13 protein-coding genes are annotated in these 17,356 nt (G+C 51.1%); 10 read left to right on the forward strand and 3 right to left on the reverse strand.

The window, feature by feature from the left end; all coding sequences use genetic code 11:
* The first annotated feature begins 52 nt into the window (after window positions 1–52).
* From BTA51_RS15465 to BTA51_RS15485, 5 genes are all read left to right on the forward strand, one after another.
* The gene (locus BTA51_RS15465) at window positions 53–976 is read left to right on the forward strand and encodes a triacylglycerol lipase (protein WP_094708761.1); all 924 of its coding nucleotides are present in this window, start codon (window positions 53–55) and stop codon (window positions 974–976) included.
* 72 nt (window positions 977–1,048) lie between these two features.
* A complete protein-coding gene (locus tag BTA51_RS15470) occupies window positions 1,049–2,182 on the forward strand; it encodes a lipase secretion chaperone (RefSeq protein WP_094708763.1) in 1,134 nt (377 codons plus the stop codon).
* A 278-nt stretch (window positions 2,183–2,460) separates the two neighbouring features.
* Window positions 2,461–3,468, forward strand: coding sequence for a triacylglycerol lipase (locus BTA51_RS15475; RefSeq protein WP_246841054.1), 1,008 nt, complete (start codon window positions 2,461–2,463; stop codon window positions 3,466–3,468).
* Window positions 3,469–3,546: 78 nt separating this feature from the next.
* Window positions 3,547–4,668 carry a lipase secretion chaperone gene (locus BTA51_RS15480; RefSeq protein ID WP_094708765.1) on the forward strand — a complete coding sequence of 374 codons (1,122 nt, stop codon included), beginning with the start codon at window positions 3,547–3,549 and terminating at the stop codon, window positions 4,666–4,668.
* Between the two features lie 148 nt (window positions 4,669–4,816).
* Window positions 4,817–6,586 carry an ATP-binding protein gene (locus tag BTA51_RS15485; protein WP_168188191.1) on the forward strand — a complete coding sequence of 590 codons (1,770 nt, stop codon included), beginning with the start codon at window positions 4,817–4,819 and terminating at the stop codon, window positions 6,584–6,586.
* A gap of 69 nt (window positions 6,587–6,655) precedes the next feature.
* Here the strand turns inward: BTA51_RS15485 and BTA51_RS15490 are convergent, their stop codons facing one another.
* Window positions 6,656–7,327, reverse strand: coding sequence for a response regulator transcription factor (locus tag BTA51_RS15490; RefSeq protein WP_094708769.1), 672 nt, complete (start codon window positions 7,325–7,327; stop codon window positions 6,656–6,658).
* Window positions 7,328–7,761: 434 nt separating this feature from the next.
* Window positions 7,762–10,272, reverse strand: a complete 2,511-nt coding sequence (gene plsB / locus BTA51_RS15495; RefSeq protein WP_094708771.1) for a glycerol-3-phosphate 1-O-acyltransferase PlsB — start codon at window positions 10,270–10,272, stop codon at window positions 7,762–7,764.
* 363 nt (window positions 10,273–10,635) lie between these two features.
* Here plsB and BTA51_RS15500 point away from each other — a divergent pair, with 363 nt between their 5' ends.
* From BTA51_RS15500 to murI, 5 genes are all read left to right on the forward strand, one after another.
* On the forward strand, window positions 10,636–11,559 hold the full coding sequence (locus BTA51_RS15500; RefSeq protein WP_094708773.1) for an ABC transporter ATP-binding protein: 924 nt from the start codon (window positions 10,636–10,638) through the stop codon (window positions 11,557–11,559).
* Window positions 11,556–12,290 (forward strand): ABC transporter permease subunit, encoded by a 735-nt coding sequence (locus BTA51_RS15505; RefSeq protein WP_094708775.1) that lies wholly within the window; start codon window positions 11,556–11,558, stop codon window positions 12,288–12,290. Before BTA51_RS15500 ends, BTA51_RS15505 begins: the two co-directional genes overlap by 4 nt.
* Window positions 12,291–12,297: 7 nt before the next feature.
* Entirely contained in the window at window positions 12,298–14,316 is a 2,019-nt protein-coding gene (locus BTA51_RS15510; RefSeq protein WP_094708777.1) for a Gldg family protein, read from the forward strand.
* Between the two features lie 107 nt (window positions 14,317–14,423).
* Window positions 14,424–15,254, forward strand: coding sequence for an NAD(+) diphosphatase (nudC, locus tag BTA51_RS15515; RefSeq protein ID WP_094708779.1), 831 nt, complete (start codon window positions 14,424–14,426; stop codon window positions 15,252–15,254).
* 20 nt (window positions 15,255–15,274) lie between these two features.
* Window positions 15,275–16,108: a glutamate racemase gene (gene murI, locus BTA51_RS15520; protein WP_168188192.1), complete on the forward strand. Its 834-nt coding sequence runs from the start codon at window positions 15,275–15,277 to the stop codon at window positions 16,106–16,108.
* A 212-nt stretch (window positions 16,109–16,320) separates the two neighbouring features.
* Here the strand turns inward: murI and BTA51_RS15525 are convergent, their stop codons facing one another.
* A complete protein-coding gene (locus tag BTA51_RS15525) occupies window positions 16,321–17,328 on the reverse strand; it encodes a DUF2156 domain-containing protein (RefSeq protein WP_094708783.1) in 1,008 nt (335 codons plus the stop codon).
* Window positions 17,329–17,356 lie beyond the last annotated feature (28 nt).

Genomic DNA, 17,356 nt, shown 5'->3' on the forward strand with positions numbered 1-17,356 from the left:
CGCAGTTACAGCGAAAAATCCTGACAACAAAAACAAGACTGGAGAGCACTTAATGAAGAAGCTACTCACCGCAGTAGTCTCCTGCTGCCTGTTCCTTATTGGATCAGCAGCCATGGCAGACACGTACACCAAAACCAAATATCCAATTCTCCTTGTTCATGGGGTAACCGGATTTGATTATCTGGGCGGCCTCATCGGCTATTTCCATACGATCCCGTATAACCTTTCCCGTTCCGGCGCGACTGTTGAAGTGGCGAATGTCTCATTCGTCAACAGCAGTTGGGAGCGTGGCGTTCAGCTAAAGAACTACATCAACAGCCTGGGATATTCCAAAGTGAACATCATGGCCCATAGCCAGGGTGCGCCGACTTCACGAGTGGCGGTTCATCTCAATCCTTCAAAAGTGGCTTCTGTTACATCTATCGACGGTGTGAATCAGGGCTCGAAGGTTGCGGATGTCATTCGCGGGATTATCCCTCCGGGGTCCTATGTAGAAGGTGGTGCTGATGCCATTGCCGTCGCGCTTGGCGGCTTGGTGAATTTATTGTCCGGCAACAACAACCCTCAGGACGGTATTGCAGCGCTGGAGACTTTGACCACTCAGGGAACCACGGACCTTAACTCAACTTTGGGGTGGAAAGGGGTCAGCCAGACCTACTGTGCCACCAAAGCCGAGGACGTCTGGTACGGTTCCAACAAGGTGAAATTCTTCTCCTGGACCGGGAGCAGTGTCGTAACCAATGTTCTGGATCTTTCTGACGGATTCCTGGCGATAACCGGGCTGTCTTTTGGTTGGGAAGACAATGATGGTCTGGTGGCAAGCTGTGCGACCAAAATGGGGAATGTTATCGGTACCCATTACTCCATGAACCACATTGATGCGATCAATCATTTGTTCGGCATCCGTTCGCTGTGGACCAATCCGGTATCACTTTACCGTAGCCAGGCCAACCGTCTGAAAAATAGAGGGTTGTAACGGCCACCTTGAATAGAGGCCAAGCGTCCATAGATCAGGTTGATTGAGTATCCGTCGATAAAGGGGAGTTGTATGCACAACGCTGTACGTCGCCACATGCCGGTCCAGGTGACCGTTATCGCAATCGCTGCTGTACTAATGATCATCGCCGGCTGGTTATGGTTCAACCGGACGCCAGGCCTCTTTCAGGAACCCTCTCGTCAGGTAACTGAAAGTACTACTCAAACTGCGCCGCATGCCCTGGAGCAGGCGGCTGAAAGTCATTCGGGGGGAGATGCTTCCAACGTGCCGGGTGCGGTTCCTAACCTGTCAGGAGATAGCGCTAACCTGCCGGGAGCCACCCCAAAAAAGTACGATGGGGAGAAATTTGCGGCCAGTCTTGAAGGGACTGATATCGATGGCCAGCTCAAAGTGGATGAAACCGGAAAGCTGATCATTTCAATAGAAGTAAAAGACTTCTTTGATTATTTCCTCAACACGGTTGGCGAGGTGACACCCGAGCAGGCCCTGGCGGAAATAGAGCGCCTTGCCAGGACCAGCCTGCCACCGGCAGCAGCAGAGCAGGCTCTGGCAATGCTGGACCAGTACCTTGAATATAAGCAGGCTGCTTTACAGCTAATGCAACAACCTCTGCTGCCCGTTGACCAGCAAACCCCGGAATATCACCTGAGTGTGCTGACCCAATCGCTTGAGCAGTTGAAGCAGATTCGCCGCCAGATAATGAATCAGGAGGTCGTCGATGCGTTTTTTGGCATGGAGGAAGCCTACGCTGACTATACTCTGACCAAAATGGCGATTCAGCAGGATCCAAGTCTCAGCATGACTGAAAAACAACAGCTGCTGGCAGCTAAACGGCAACAGCTTCCGCAGGAACTCAAAGTCGTGGATGAGCAGCTGGAAAGCTCTGCTATCAGGGCGAGTCAGGCGACTGAGTTATTTCAGTCTGCGACCAGCGAGACGGCTTTGAGGCAAGGGCTGGCGGGACTGAGCTATGAACCGCGCCAAATTGATGATTTGGTGGGGCAATGGCAGAGTCAGCGCCAGTTTGAAGATAAATATGCACAATACCTGTCGCAAAAAGAGCGGATACTGGCTGCGGGTCTGACTGCCGAGGATCAGGATAAGCAAGTAGTGCTGTTGCGGCAGCAATTTTTCACTGGGGAAGAAGAGCTGGTTCAGGCTCGTTTGCGGGATATGTCTTTATAGTCTGTGCCGTCTGTTTTGGACCCTGTTTCACGACTCTATTTCACCTTCTTGCCTTCATCTCTTCAAAATCATTCAGTAAGGCCTAGTCCCGGCTGATAACAGTCGGGTAATCGGCCATCATCCTTCGGCCGAAGAGCCACCCGGAATATCGTCCCTTAAGGCGATTTTAAGATCTAACAGTTTTGTCATAATCACTCTATCGTTTGCCGCTCGCAGTATCAGCCGTGCATTCAAAATATTACGGAAAACTGACAAAGGAACGAGTCCGGAGAGCATTCATGAATACCTTATTTACCGCCAATGTATTCAATAAACAACATAAAAAAACGTTAAACCCGGTGAGAAAGCCTGGCTTTCGTCGTTTTGCCAAGAAACTGCTGATTGTTTCTGCATCGTGCAGTCTGATGATGATGGGCGCCGCCCAGGCCGGAAGTTATACCAAAACAAAATATCCGATTCTTCTGGTCCACGGTTTTGCAGGTTTTGATAACCTCGGGGGATTGATCGGCTATTTCCATACGATTCCCTATAATCTCGCCCGCTCAGGTGCCACGGTGGAAGTCGCGAATGTTTCCTTTGTGCACAGCAGTTGGGACCGGGGCCAGCAGCTAGAGGAATATATCGACTGCCTGGGTTACCCCAAGGTCAACATCATGGCGCATGGTCAGGGGGCGCCGACTGCCCGGGTGGCCACTCACTTCAATTCCTGCCATGTCGCGTCTGTCACATCAATTGATGGTATCAATAAGGGCTCTAAAGTCGCCGATATTGTCAGAGGTGTTATCCCCCCTGATACACCAATTGAAGGGGGTGTTGATGTCATTGCCCGGGCCGCCGGGAGTCTGGTGGATGTCATGGCCGGGAATAGCAATCCCCAGGACGGTATGCAGGCGCTGGATGCCATGACCTCTCCCGATATGCTGGAATTGAACAATGATCTCGAGTGGAGAGGCGTTAGCCCCGAAAACTGTGACAGCGGCGATGAAGAGGTCTGGTATGGCGACGATCTGGTGAAACTGTATTCCTGGAGCGGCCGTAGTCCTGTGACTAATCTGCTTGATCCCTCGGATGCCTTTCTGGGAGTGACATCACTGGTGTTTGGCCATGAGCGGAACGATGGGTTTGTCTCAAGTTGCTCCAGCAAGCTGGGCAAGGTCATTGGAACCCACTATTCCATGAATCACCTGGATGCCATCAATCATCTGTTTGCGGTGCGTTCTTTGTGGACCAATCCGGTATCGCTTTACCGAAGCCAGGCTAACCGGCTGAAGAAAGAAGGCTTATAAGATCCGTGTTGGACGTTGTCTCATCACCATTGCGCGGGTTGCTGACTTATGATCAGTAGCCCGCCAGGAAGGACCCGAATGAAGATAAAAATCAGAGACCAGTATCTGTTTCCCTTGTCTGTCGTCATCACGGCCATATCCCTGGCGTTAACTGCCGCCTGGTTATGGCAAAGTGAACCGTACAAAGCCAAACCCGATGTTGAAACGGTATCTCTGGAGACAGCACTTGAAGACCCCTGGGTTGCACCGCAGGGGCCGCTAGGCATTACCAACACCGAAGAGGCGGCCACACTGGATGACGAATCGGTGAGGCAGGATGAAACCACTTGGGTGACCCCAAAACAATATGACGGTGCCGCTTTTGCTGCCAGTCTGGCCGGCACGGATATCGATGGCGAACTGCGGGCGGATGAATCCGGCCATCTGATAGTGAGCGTTGCAGTCAAAGATTTCTTTGATTATTTCTTCAATACGGTGGGAGAGGTTCCTCCTGAGAAAGCGCTGGCGGAAATTGAACGTTTGGCCCGCAGTAGCTTGCCCCCGGCAGCCGCGGATGAAGCCATGGCGTTAATGGACCAGTATCTTGAGTATAAGCAACTGGCATTGGATCTGATGCAGGAGCCGTTACTACCGGTTGATCAGCAGACCCCTGAGTACCATTTGAAAGTGTTGCGAGGGTCACTGACCCGGCTGAAACAGATTCGCCGTGAGGTCATGAACGAGGATACCGTCCAGGCATTTTTCGGCATGGAAGAGGCCTATGCGGATTACACGCTGGATAAAATGTCGATTCAGCAGGACAAGGAGCTCAGTCCCGATAAAAAGCAGCAGTTGATTGTAGAGAGACGTCGCCACTTGCCACAGGAGCTTCGGACGGTGGACGAGCAGCTGGAGCGTTCGGCCATACGGGCTCAGCAGGCTGCAGCGCTGTTGCAGAATGCAGCCAGTGAGGAGGATATTCGAAGCGGGTTAGGAAATCTCGGTTATCCCGCAGAGGAAATTGATCAGATCGCGAAGAACTGGGAAGCGCGGAGGAAGTTCGATTTGAGATATGCGCAATATCAGGTACAGCGGGACCAGATACTCGAGGCAGGTCTCAGTGAAGAAGATCAGCAAAGGCAATTGGAGTCGTTAAGGGCGGAGTATTTTACCGATGAAAGAGAACGGCTCAAAGCGCGCTTGAGAGATCGTACTTCTTAGTCTTTTGGATCGCTGTGAAAGGGCCTTATCGATCGGCAACAATCATCCACACTCTGATCAATTTCTGGACGTATGCCACATTTTCTGGACTTAGGGCACATTGAGCTAAATGGCTGAGTGTTATCATATCGGCTCTGCTGGAGTTGATATGAACGAACAATTAATAATAAATGCCAGTCGAGCCGGTTACTACAATCTGAATTTTGAACCTGAACTGGAGCGGCTGTTTGAAACGTTCCAGTTTAAGCGTATCAGACGCAGGCTGGGCGTTGTGAACTTGGTCGCGCTGGTTTTCTTCGTTATCTATTCACTGGTGGATTACCTCATATTTCCGTTTGAGGTGGCGAGCTGGACGATTCCCATACGCCTGTTTCTGGTGGCCCCGGTCATTGTGATCTCTACCATCATTAACTGCAGAACCCGGTCACCCCGACTTTTCTTTTTTGTATACATGGCCAGTTACTTTGTGTGTGGCATGGCAGTGGTTGCGATTATCTGGATTGCCCATTCCAACAATGTGATGGTGCCCTACGACGGCCTGTTTCTCGTTCTGAGCTATGGCTATTTCGTCATGTCCATTCCATTCCGCCATGCCCTGGTACCTTCCTGGCTGATTTTTGCTTTTTATGCCGTGGCGGAAGTCATGGCTGACATGCCGCCGGATAAGCTTTATCTGAATATGTTTTTTCTGGCCGGTGCCAATCTGATTGGTTCTGTCGGTTCCTACATTCAGGAACACAATCTCCGTAGCAGTTTCCTGAACCAGCAGCTATTGCATATTCGTCAGGCAGAAGCTGACAGGGAAAACAAAGCCAAGACCCGATTTATTGCCACCGCCAGCCATGATTTGCGGCAGCCGTTGAATGCCATGAATCTGCTGTTGGAAGGAATGCCGAAACCGGCACCGGGTGATACTGAAACTTCGGAAGTTCAACAAAAACTGAAAAGATCCCTGGACCAATTGAATGGTCTATTGGGTACCTTGCTGGACATATCCCGTTTGAACCTGGGGGTGATCAAGCCGCACTGCAGTGCATTTGACCTTCACGATCTGGTAGAGCGTATTATCGAAGAGCAGGTTAAGGCGGATGACGCCAGCCCCGCAATGCTCAATTCAATACCTGAAGGGACGGGAATCTACTCAGACCCGATTCTGATCGAGCGCATTCTTCGCAATCTGCTGTCCAATAGTCTGAAGCATGCGGAGGCCGACAACGTGGTAATAGACGCTGAAATTTCAGAGGAGTGGGTGACGCTGGTGTTCAGGGATGACGGACGGGGGATTCCAAAAGAGCATCAGGAAAAGGTGTTTCAGGAATTTCAGCAGGTTCGCCGAAATAATGGGCGACCTCCCAATGGCCTGGGATTGGGACTGGCAATTGTTCAACAGCTTTCTGAGCTGATGGACATTTCTTTGCAATTGGAGAGTGACGAAGGAGCAGGGACGGTATTTCGCCTGACGATACCCGCCTCAGATCCCGTACTGCCATCAGCCCAGGAAAGCGCCGCAGGAGGTATGCATCAGGTACTTTCCGGTGTGCGGATTTGGCTGGTGGAAGATGACGAGACCAACAGAGAAGCGCTGACCGCTTTTGTCACTCAATGCGGGGCAGAGGTGGTGTCTCTGGCCGGGTACGGAGAGTTTGTCGCACAGCTTGATGGATTGAATGATGCTTCCACACCGGACCTGATGTTGACTGACTACCGACTGGGGCACAGTAAAACCGGCCTCAGCGTGGTGAAATTGATACGCAAGCTGGCGGACCGGTTTGTCCCCGCGATAATCCTGTCGGCCGATGTGGAAAAGGTGCGAGATCTTTCGGATGATCGGCCGGACATTGTATTTCTCACCAAGCCCGTGACGCCTGCCAGGCTGTTAAGCGCTATTCGCAGTCAGCTCAGTCAGCCGGTTGCATGATCAGGCTGCTTACCGGCCTTATTTGAAAGCCTGTTTGTTCGAAGGAGCCTGTTTATTTGAAGGAATCTGTCAGTCGATCAGATTCCATTTCTCGGCGACCCTGACACACTCTGTCCGGTTATGAACATTCAGATGCATGAACAGGGATTTCAGGTGTGTCTTGACCGTGTCTTCTGTGAGCTGCAATTTCGTACAGATCTTTTTGTTCGGCAATCCCTGGGCCAGTAGCTGAAGCACTTCCATTTGACGGGGCGTGATGGCCTGAATATCCACCTGCAGATCAACAGGCCGACGACGACGGTATCTCGGATAGAAATCCGGCAGTACCATTTTTCCTTCCAGAATGGCCGAGATATCCTGATATATATTGCTTCCGCTGCTGGACTTGCTGATATAACCGCAAGCGCCGCTGGCCAGTGCAAGATCCACGTCTTCGGGGTCTTCAGACCCGGATAAGATGGCCACCGGGATGAGCACGCGAAGCTCCGAAAGTTTGCGAAGAAAGCGAAGCCCTTTACTGTCAGGCAGCGATAGATCCAACAGAATCAGGTCAAAGTTTTGGTCTTTGCTAAGAATTTCTGCGGCGGCGGTGCAGTTCAGTGCGATTTCCATATCCAAATGGAGATTTTGTTGGCGTAGTGAGGCGCGAAGGCCTTCGGCAACCAATTGATGGTCGTCGATAATCAATACACGCAGGTGCTCTGAAATACCCAATGCCTGAGGTTGGGGTGCCAGATTCATGATTCTCTCCGGGTTGTTATTTTTATTGTCCCTTTACGACTCACAGGACCAGCATCTGTTGATGCTTCCATTGGTGTTCGATTTGGGAGAAACATCAATGGATTCTGAAATTATACGCAGATGAAAATCACGTAATGTGAAGTCGCCCTTGTTTAGAACATCAAATCCAACTTTCTGTCAGGGGAGTGGATTCGAATGATTCGCCAGGGCTATAGAGATGCAGGCAAGGCAATATGAACGCAAGGCAGAAAATATGAACAGGAAAGAAGGGAAGGTGGACAGGGTGTGGATGGAAGGTGGTCGGGAAGAAAATGAAAAGTGGTCAGGAAGAGAATGGACGGTAGATTGAAAAGAAGAAAAAGTGAAATGAAAAAGGCTCCGCGAATATCCCCAGGGCAGAAAAAATGCTGACCTGGGGAGAAAGAGCAGATCTGTCAGTTCTGGCCGGCGGCTTTGTCCATTGGAGGTGGCTCTTTCGAGACCGGTTTGGACTCTGCTTCAATGGCGACCTGAAGGATACTCTGGCGCATTTCAGCATTGAGCACCAGACGTGCATCTTCAGCGACCTGATCCAGATTCTCGTCGTAAACGATATTGCCGTTTTCATCAATCTGAATGATTTCTTTGCGCTTCAGATTATTGATGAAGTTTCGGAACAGGGATTTATCGAAGAACTCCGGCGCATTCAGTCCATAGAGGATCGACATGCGCTCCGCCATCATCGTACTTTGTTCTTCCAGTTTGTTGGCGGTAATGGTGCCACGACCGTTACGACGCAGAATGGCGATGGCAATGTAGTACCTTTCCAGTGTCGGGATGATAGTTCTGGCCAGCGCGTCAAGCAGGACAAACTCCCGGGATCCGACAATCGGCTTGTAAAGATTGTCATCGTCCTTCAGCAGAAGGTTATTGGCACATAATGTGTCGATCCAGCGTTCAATCACGGAATCAATTTCTTCCCTGGACCAGCGCAGGAATAGTTCGGACTGGATATATGGATAGACAGTTTTCACCAGCCAGACCAGTTTTTCCCTTCGTAGCGTGGTGTTGTTCTGGAACATACTGGCGACCAGAGCAGGGAGGGCCATCAAATGCAGGATATTGTTACGGTAGTAGGTCAGCAGAATCGCGCTGGCGCCTTCCAGTGCAATAATATCCCCCAGCTTCTGTTTCTGGCGGACCGCCAGCCCCATGGACTCCATATAGGCAATCCAGTCTGATCCTTTTCCTTCAGGGAAACTCATCACATCGCTGTAAGGGAATTGTTTCAGCAAAGCGATCATCGCGTCACAGTGGTCGCCGAGCATTCTTTCATCCATGGCCTGCTTGGGTGTTGCCAATAACAGCGTCGCGACGATATTCACCGGGTTGATGGCGGCAGCGTTGTTGATACTCGTGGCGACCTGGTTGGACAGTTCGTCGATGGCCCCCGGCAACCACTCGGGTCGGGAATCCTGGGTATAGGTATGTTCTTTCCAGTCCGGCTGGATATTGCTGAGAGTTTCTTCCAGTGCGAACGGTGTTCCAAAGTTCACGCTGACCTGGCCGAATGAGCTGCGCAGGTTTCTCAGGGACTTGAACAGGCCAAACACGTTTTCCTTCTGTTTCTTGGCCCCTTTCAATTCGCCCAGGTAAGACCTGGCTTCCAGAATCTTCTCATAGCCTACGTAGACCGGTACGAAATATATGGGTTTCTTCGAGTCCCGCAGGAAACTGCGGACGGTCATCAGCAACATACCGGCTTTCGGCTGCAGTGTCCGGCCGGTTCTGCTGCGGCCCCCTTCAACGAAGTATTCCACCGGATAGCCGCGGGTAAACATGGAGTGCATGTACTCGTTGAAGACAGCGGTATATAGCTTGTTGTTCTTGAAGCTGCGACGCATAAAGAAAGCGCCGCCGCGACGCAGGATCGGGCCGACGATGGGCATATTGAGGTTAATCCCTGCGGCAATGTGCGGCACCATCAATCCGTTGCGGAACAGGACATATGACAGCAACAGGTAATCGATGTGACTGCGATGACAGGGGACATAAACGATAGCGCCTTTCTGAGCCGTTTCCTTAACCGCCTCAAGGTTGTTGATTTTGACCCCGTTATAAATCTTGTTCCAGACCCAGGTCAGCAGGATATCCAGGAAGCGGACAGCCGCGATGGAAACGTTGGAAGCAATTTCATTGGCATATTTGCGGGCTCTCTGCTTGGCCTTGAGCGGTGGGATTTTCCCTTTTCTGGCCGTTTCCTTGATCGCTTCTTTCACCGCATTGGAACGGATGAGTGAGGATACCAGGGTGCGGCGGTGGGATAAGTCCGGTCCGATCACCGCCTGACGCACCAGTCGGAAATGTACCCTGAGGACACGGGCCAGCTTCCGGGTGGCGATCGCTTTGCTTTCGCTTTCTTCCACGATCTGGTGCAGAGAGATCGGCTTGTTGAACTGCACGAAAGTATTTCGGCCATGAATCATGATGACAAAGAACTGCCGGATCCGGCCGGCTACTGACCAAGTGTCTGCCAGCATGAGTTTAAAGAGAGACTTTTCTTTCTCGGGAGCCCTTCCCCAGAACAGGGAAACCGGAACAATCTGGACTTCCAGATCAGAATCTTTTTTAGCCGCGGCGACCAACTGTTTGAGTCTTTCCGTAATCACCGGTCGGTAGCGGCGGCGGAACGGCTGTCCCTGTTTTTCATATATAAAAAAGTGACTGCGCCTGATGGTTTCATCGCCCAGGGATAAAGGTTGCTGGGCGGAAGGAAAATGGTTCTCCAGACACTTCTGCTCCAATACCAACCGGTTGCTCAGTGAGCTGTGCTGGAGTACATAGACGACCGGTTTGTTAGGGTCCAGCCCCAACTCTTTGGCGTCATTGCCGATCACGTCGGTACGTACCCATAAGAACAGTATTTTACGGAGGATGGTAAAGAAGAAGGAGCTGATCCCAAACATTGATTTATCCAACGGTTGAAGGGAAGGGTTAATTCAGGTCACCGGACCCTGGCGAATAGTCGCCGCCTCGTGATGCCTTGTCAAGTTGACTTCCACCCGGTGAAACCTGGTAACAAGTTTAGTCTGCGTGGCCGTTGGAGCAAACCTCACTTTAGTCGACAACCCTGAACCTTGCCACACTGTAATAGATTGTTTTCGATAGGTTCTTGCAAACCTACTATTGACTACTTATTCTTTTCGCTGCTTCCCTGGACCTCTCATGGAGAGGGGGATTCCGGGGAGTTCTGCATCCGAATACCAGGTCTGCAACAGACCTGTACACATAATAAAACCTGCAGCTCGTTATACGGGAAGCCTAATCACATGATCAAACTCCAAGATCTGGAAAAAAGCTACGGCAACCTCCATGCCGTAAAGGGTATCTCATTTGAAGTCAAACCGGGGGAAGTGTTGGGCTTTCTTGGCCCCAACGGTGCCGGCAAATCGACCACCATGCGAATGATTACCGGATACATTCAGCCAACCAGGGGCAATATCTCCGTCATGGGGACGGATGTGCTGTCCAACCCACAGAAGGCCCAGGAAATTATGGGGTACCTTCCGGAAGGTGCGCCTTTATATGGGGAAATGACCGTGGCGGCGTTCCTCCGCTTTGTGGGGCAGGTGCGTGGTATGACCGCACAGCGCCTGAACGAACGGTTTGATGAAGTGGTCAGGCAGGTCTCGTTACAGAAGGTTTTAAGTCAGCCGATTGATACCTTGTCCAAAGGCTATAAGCGCAGGGTCGGTCTGGCGCAGGCGCTTATTCATGACCCTCAGGTGCTGATACTGGATGAGCCTACCGATGGCCTGGACCCGAATCAGAAGCATGAGGTGCGTAAACTGATTCAAAACCTGTCCAAGGATAAGATCGTGATTATCTCCACCCATATTCTGGAAGAGGTGGATGCCTTGTGTTCCAGGGTGGTTATCATCGCCAAAGGTAAAATCGTCGCCGACAAGACACCAATGGAACTGGCCCAGATGTCCCGATATCACAAAGCGGTCTATGTACGCTTCAGTGAGGAGTATGAGCCACTGGAAGCGCTCCGGGCACTGCCGGAAATTACCGAGGTGGAAACCTGCAGCGATCATGGCTATCTGCTATACACCGAACCCGGTACCCAGGCACTGCATGCTGTGAATCAACTGATACATGACCGTAACTGGGATGTGGAAGAGCTGCATGTGGAAAAAGGCCGCCTGGACGATGTGTTCCGCCGCCTGACGATGGAGGATGCAGCATGAGTACGGTAACCACAATATTCAAACGAGAGCTGCTGAGCTATCTGTCAACGCCGTTGGCCTATCTGTTTACAGTGATATTCCTGGTTCTCAGCGGGATTTTTACGTTTTACCTGGGACGCTTCTTCGAGCGTGGGCAGGCGGATCTCAATTCCTTTTTCAACTTTATGCCCTGGCTATATCTGGTGCTGGTTCCAGCGTTGACCATGCGGCTGTGGGCGGAAGAGCGCAAGAGCGGAACCATTGAGCTGTTGCTGACTCTGCCGGTATCACCTTCTGCCTGGGTGTTGGGCAAATTCCTGGCGGCCTGGGTGTTCCTCGGGTGCGCGCTAATTCTGTCTTTCCCGTTATGGATTACCGTCAATTACCTGGGAGAACCGGACAACGGAGCCATTTTTGCGGGATATCTGGGAAGCTGGTTCATGGCTGGTGGATTCCTGGCGCTCGGCTCCATGTTTTCTGCTGCGACCCGCAATCAGGTGATTGCTTTCGTCCTGACTCTGGTGGTGTGTTTTGTTCTGGTTGCCTCCGGATTCCCGTTGGTGCTGGATGCCTTCTCGGTCTGGGCTCCCAACTGGGTTCTGGATCTGGTTGCCGGCTTAAGCTTCATGTCACATTTCGAGGCTATATCCCGTGGGGTGATCGACATCCGGGATGCCCTCTATTTTATTTCCATTATGGTGTTTGGCCTCTGGCTCACGGCCCATCTGGTTCGGCATACGGTGAAGAGGTAAGGAAATTATGAAACGTACTGGAATCATTGCTGTTATCGCCGTCGCCGCACTGGTGATTTTCAACCTGTTGATGTCCTCCGGACTGACCGGAATGCGCTGGGATCTAACAGAAAACAAACTGTATACGCTGAGCGAAGGTTCAAAGTCGATCCTGCAGAATCTGGATAAGGATATTGAACTGAATCTCTACTTCTCTGATCAGTCTTCCAAAGACCTGCCTGCGCTGAGGGCATATGCCAAGCGGGTGCAGGAGCTGCTGCAGGAATTTGAACAACTGGCCGGCGGAAAAATTACGTTAAATGTTATTGATCCGGCGCCGTTTTCCGAAGATGAAGACAACGCCACAGTGGCAGGACTGCAGTCCATCCCGGTGGGAGTTTCTGGGGAAAATGTGTTTTTTGGACTGGTAGGGAAGGTGAAGTCTGACGAGGTGGGGGATGCTAAAGATGCAGAAACTGAGGAAGATCTTGCCGCAGTAGTCGCTGCTGAAGAAGTCATCGCATTTTTTCAGCCGGATAAGGAACAGTTTCTGGAATACGACCTTAGCAAACTCATTTATAGCCTGAATCGGCAGAAGTCTCCGGTAGTCGGTATTCTCTCCGGCCTGGAAATCAACGGCGGTATGGATTTTTACGGCCAGGGACAGCGTCCAGCCTGGGTCTTCATGCAATACCTGGAAGACCTTTTCGATGTGCAGTGGGTATCCAATGATGCGGATAAGATTGACGACTCCATTGATGTGCTGCTGCTCATACATCCCAAGGATCTTTCGGATCAGGCACTGTTGGCAATCGACCAGTTTGCTTTGAAGGGGGGACGGATTCTTGCGTTTGTTGATCCGTTTGCTGAGCAGGATCAGCCCTCCATGCCGATGATGGCGGCTAACCAGTCACGTAACTCTGATCTCGGTCCTTTACTCAAAGCCTGGGGATTGCAGTTACGGGAAGGCGCGGTGTTGGCGGATTTCGACAACAGCATGGTGGTCGGCGTTGGTCCCCAGAGAACGCCTACACGGCATCTGGCTCTGTTAGGGCTGACCAAGGACAACTGGGATGGTGAAGATGTGGTGCTATCGGGACTTGAGTCCATCAATGTATCCACCTCGGGTATTTTGGACATGGTTGAAGGGCATACCACGAAAATCACCCCGCTGATCAGTTCCAGCACAGAGTCGAGTGCGTTGGAAGCGTCGTTGTTCGCCACTTTGGATAATCCGGAAAAACTGTTTGATGGTTTCACGCCAAGCGGCGAGCGCTATACCATTGCAGCACGTGTGGAGGGTAAAGCGACGACAGCTTATCCTGACGGGATCGAAATTGAAGAGCCTGTAGAGCCCGCAGAGGGTGATGATACTGGCGCAAGTTCCGCAGGCGATGAAGCCACAAATAATAGCGAAGCGACCGCAGATGAGGCAGATGCAGAACCCAAGACAGTGACCCGCAAAGTGATGGCGGATATCAGTGAGACTGACAATCTGAATGTGCTGGTGTTTGCCGACACGGATATTCTGAGTGACCGTCTTTGGGTGCAGGTTCAGGAGTTTTTCGGCCAACGGATTGCCAGTCCCTGGGCTAACAACGGCGATTTGCTGGTTAATGCACTGGATAACCTGTCCGGGAATGCTGACCTGATTAATATTCGCTCCCGCGGTCGCTTCACCCGCCCATTTACGGTGGTGGAAGAGCTGCGTCGCAAGGCAGAAGAAAAGTTTGCCGACCAGCAGCGTGAGCTGGAGACGCGTCTGGAGGAAACCGAGTCCAAGCTGGCGGAACTTCAATCAGCGCGTGCCGGAGCCGATGCCAATAGTGCGATACTATCTCCGGAGCAGGAACAGGCGCTGCTGAGCTTCCAGGAGGAAAAACTCAAAATTCGCAAGGCATTGCGGGATGTCCAGCACAGCCTTGACCAAAATATTGAGGACCTGGGGCGTCAACTGAAGTTGATCAATATTGTCCTGGTGCCGCTGGCGCTAACGGTGATTGCTCTGTTGGTTGCATTGTGGCGAAGAAGCAAAAGGATGGTCTGACGCAGAGGTCGCACTGACTCACGAAAAATCCGGGGAGCTGGCGACCTTCACGTCAAAAGGCGCTCATGTTGATAACGGTCGGCATGAGCGCCAGATGAGGAGTAAATATGGCGGTTCATTTTAAATATCATCCGGCCATGGTGGCAGGCGTTGATAACCCACAGACGTTATCGATTTATTTTGTCGATGACCAATTGCTGGTAAAACCGGAGTTGCTGGCGGATCCTTCCCAGCATATGCCATGGTCTTATGAAACGCTGTCGCCGGAACCCAAGTTGGCATTGCTGTTGGGTGAGCTGAACGATTCACCCTGTAGAGTGGTGCAACTTGAATCGGCCCCGGATGGCTGGCAGGCGGTTGCATTGCGTGATTACCTCCTGCGTGCGCCCGAGCCCGCATTTAAGGTGATCAATGCTGCTGCTCAGTTGCGGTATTGGTTAAGTACCCAGAATTTTTGCAGTCGTTGCGGTCATAATCTCGAGTTTAACGATAGCGACAGAGCGCTTGCCTGTGCCAAGTGTGGTTATCTGTCTTATCCAAAGGTTTCCCCTTGTATTATTACTGTGGTGAGAAAAGGGCGTGAGATTCTGCTGGGGCAGCCTGTTCGTATCCATACCGAAATGTACAGCTGCCTGGCAGGCTTTATTGAGGCAGGAGAAAGTGCCGAAGATGGCCTGAAAAGAGAAGTGCTTGAAGAGTCTGGTATTCATGTGCACAACATTCAATACCAGTTTTCTCAGGCCTGGCCGTTCCCTCACCAGCTGATGTTAGGGTATCTGGCCGAGTACAAAAGCGGTGATCTTCTGTTCGATCCTGCGGAATTGAGAGACGCCAGATGGTTCGATATTGATGAGCTGCCGACGATTCCACCACGCCAGACCATCTCCCGCAAACTGATAGATGCCTCCATACAGATTATTCGTCAGGAGCATTCCTGAACAGCACCAGAGACGACAGATTGGCAACAGACCTCAGAGATTGTCTGGGCGGATTGTCCTATGGCAATTCACCGGCATTGATTCTCGATTCGGGAAGCGGCGGGCTTACGGTCTGGGGAGAGATCGTCAGACATTTACCCCAGCTGAATACGTTCTATCTGGCTGATTTCGCCGCTTATCCCTATGGGTTGAAGTCGGAGCAGGAGCTCACCGACAGGGTGATTCTTCTGTTGCAGACTCTGGTTCCAGTGATTCGGCCTGGTCTTCTGGTCGTTGCCTGTAATACCGCCAGCACCATTGTGCTGGATACTATCCGTCAGCAATTTCCTTTTCCTGTTGTCGGAGTGGTGCCGGCGGTTAAAACGGCTGCATCGCTCAGCCGCAACCGGCGAATAGGGGTGCTGGCAACACCGGGCACGGTACAGCGTCAATATCTGGAGGATTTGATTCATCAACATGCATCCGATTGCCAGGTTACAAGAGTTGGATCGAATGCTCTGGTAGGGTGGGCAGAAGATGTCTCGTGCGGACAATTGCCGGATCTGGAACTTTTGCAGCGAGAGATTGTTCCCGTTCTGGAAGCGGAATGTGACCAAGTGGTATTGGGATGCACGCATTTTCCTTTGCTGAAACCTTTTCTATTGCAGATTTCACCGCATATCGGATGGGTGGATTCAGGACAGGCTATTGCCCGCCGAGTGGCTGATTTGCTGACGATGGCTGGAGCTTCGACTCTGCCTGGGGAAAGTTCTGTTCGCCATGTTGCCGTGTCTAGCGGTACGAAAGTGAATCCGGAGTGGGAGAATGGCGTGGCACGCCTGGGATTTCATCAGGTGATGTCGCTGTCGATATAATGCTATCGATATGGTGTCGCCATATATATGTATATGTAGAACTGCAATCGGAGTGCTTATAACGAAATGGAAGTGTATATAGCGAAATAGTAGTGTGTATAAAAAGCTGGTCCACGGGCTGTTGACGCTAGCTTATAAAAAAATAATGCCCGCGATCCTGCGGGCGGATATTGTCATTATTTTTAGTTGTTATTTGTGGCTTTCTTTGAGGTTTAGATCAATCTGGTCAGCTTAAACATCGCCAGGAATTCAAGCATGGGAAGTGTCTTGCTGTGGCAACAGTAGGTTTTGAAAACCTCGCCCCGGAATCTGGTTTTTGTGAACTCCAATCCCTTGAAGTTGTATAGAAAGTTTCCTTTTTCATATACCAGATGCAGCAGTTTTTTCAGCAGTCCGGCTTCCTGGGGCTCCGTTTCTTTGGTCAGCATCAAGGGGATTAGCCCCAGGTCGAGAAAAGGAACGCCTTCTTCTTTAAACACTTCCATGGCGTGTGCCATTAATGTGTAGAAAATGCCTTGTTTGAAATCGGCTGAAGCACGGGAAATATTGGGTACGTAGCTGACAATTTTGTTTTTGTCGTAGATCGGATCAAAGTAAATGAAGCCGACTGCCTTACCGTCCTGGTATGCATAAAAATGGCGCTCGTTTTCCTTGTAGTTCATATTCATCGGGCGAATCAGAAAACGAATTTCATTGCTTTTGCACTTTCGTGTTTTGATCCAGGCTTCAGAGATTTCTCGGGTATGGTCGTCACTAAAACGCTCTTTTACAGTGATCCCCTGTTTCTCAGCCTGGTTAAGCGCTGTCCGGAGTACCTGTTTCTTTTTACCGGTCAGGCTCCATTTCTGTAAATCGATCCTGGTCTCAGAGCCAAATTGAGTGCCATACAGGCCAAATCGTCTGTGCAGTATATCCGCCACGGACTTGCTTACCTGGATATAGTTCGCCCGGGGAAATTTCTTGTGGAACTCAGTCAGAATAAGATCGAAGTTTTCCGCTGCACAGACCGGATCGGAGAGAACGAATACATTGCCCCATTTACGCATGTACCCGATATAGCCGATTCCCTCCAGGTCAAAAAAGTCCATACCTGGCTGCAGAGTGGAAAAGGATTGTGAATGCCGGCCAAACTCTTTCAAATAGTTGACCCGTTCTGAGAAACTGAAATTACCCTGGCGAACATCGCTGTACCGGTCCAGGACTAATACCTGATCAGTCATACCACAACACCTCGTCTGTTTTTATCGT

This window comes from Hahella sp. CCB-MM4 (assembly GCF_002260525.1).
In the GTDB taxonomy this organism is placed as follows: domain Bacteria; phylum Pseudomonadota; class Gammaproteobacteria; order Pseudomonadales; family Oleiphilaceae; genus Hahella.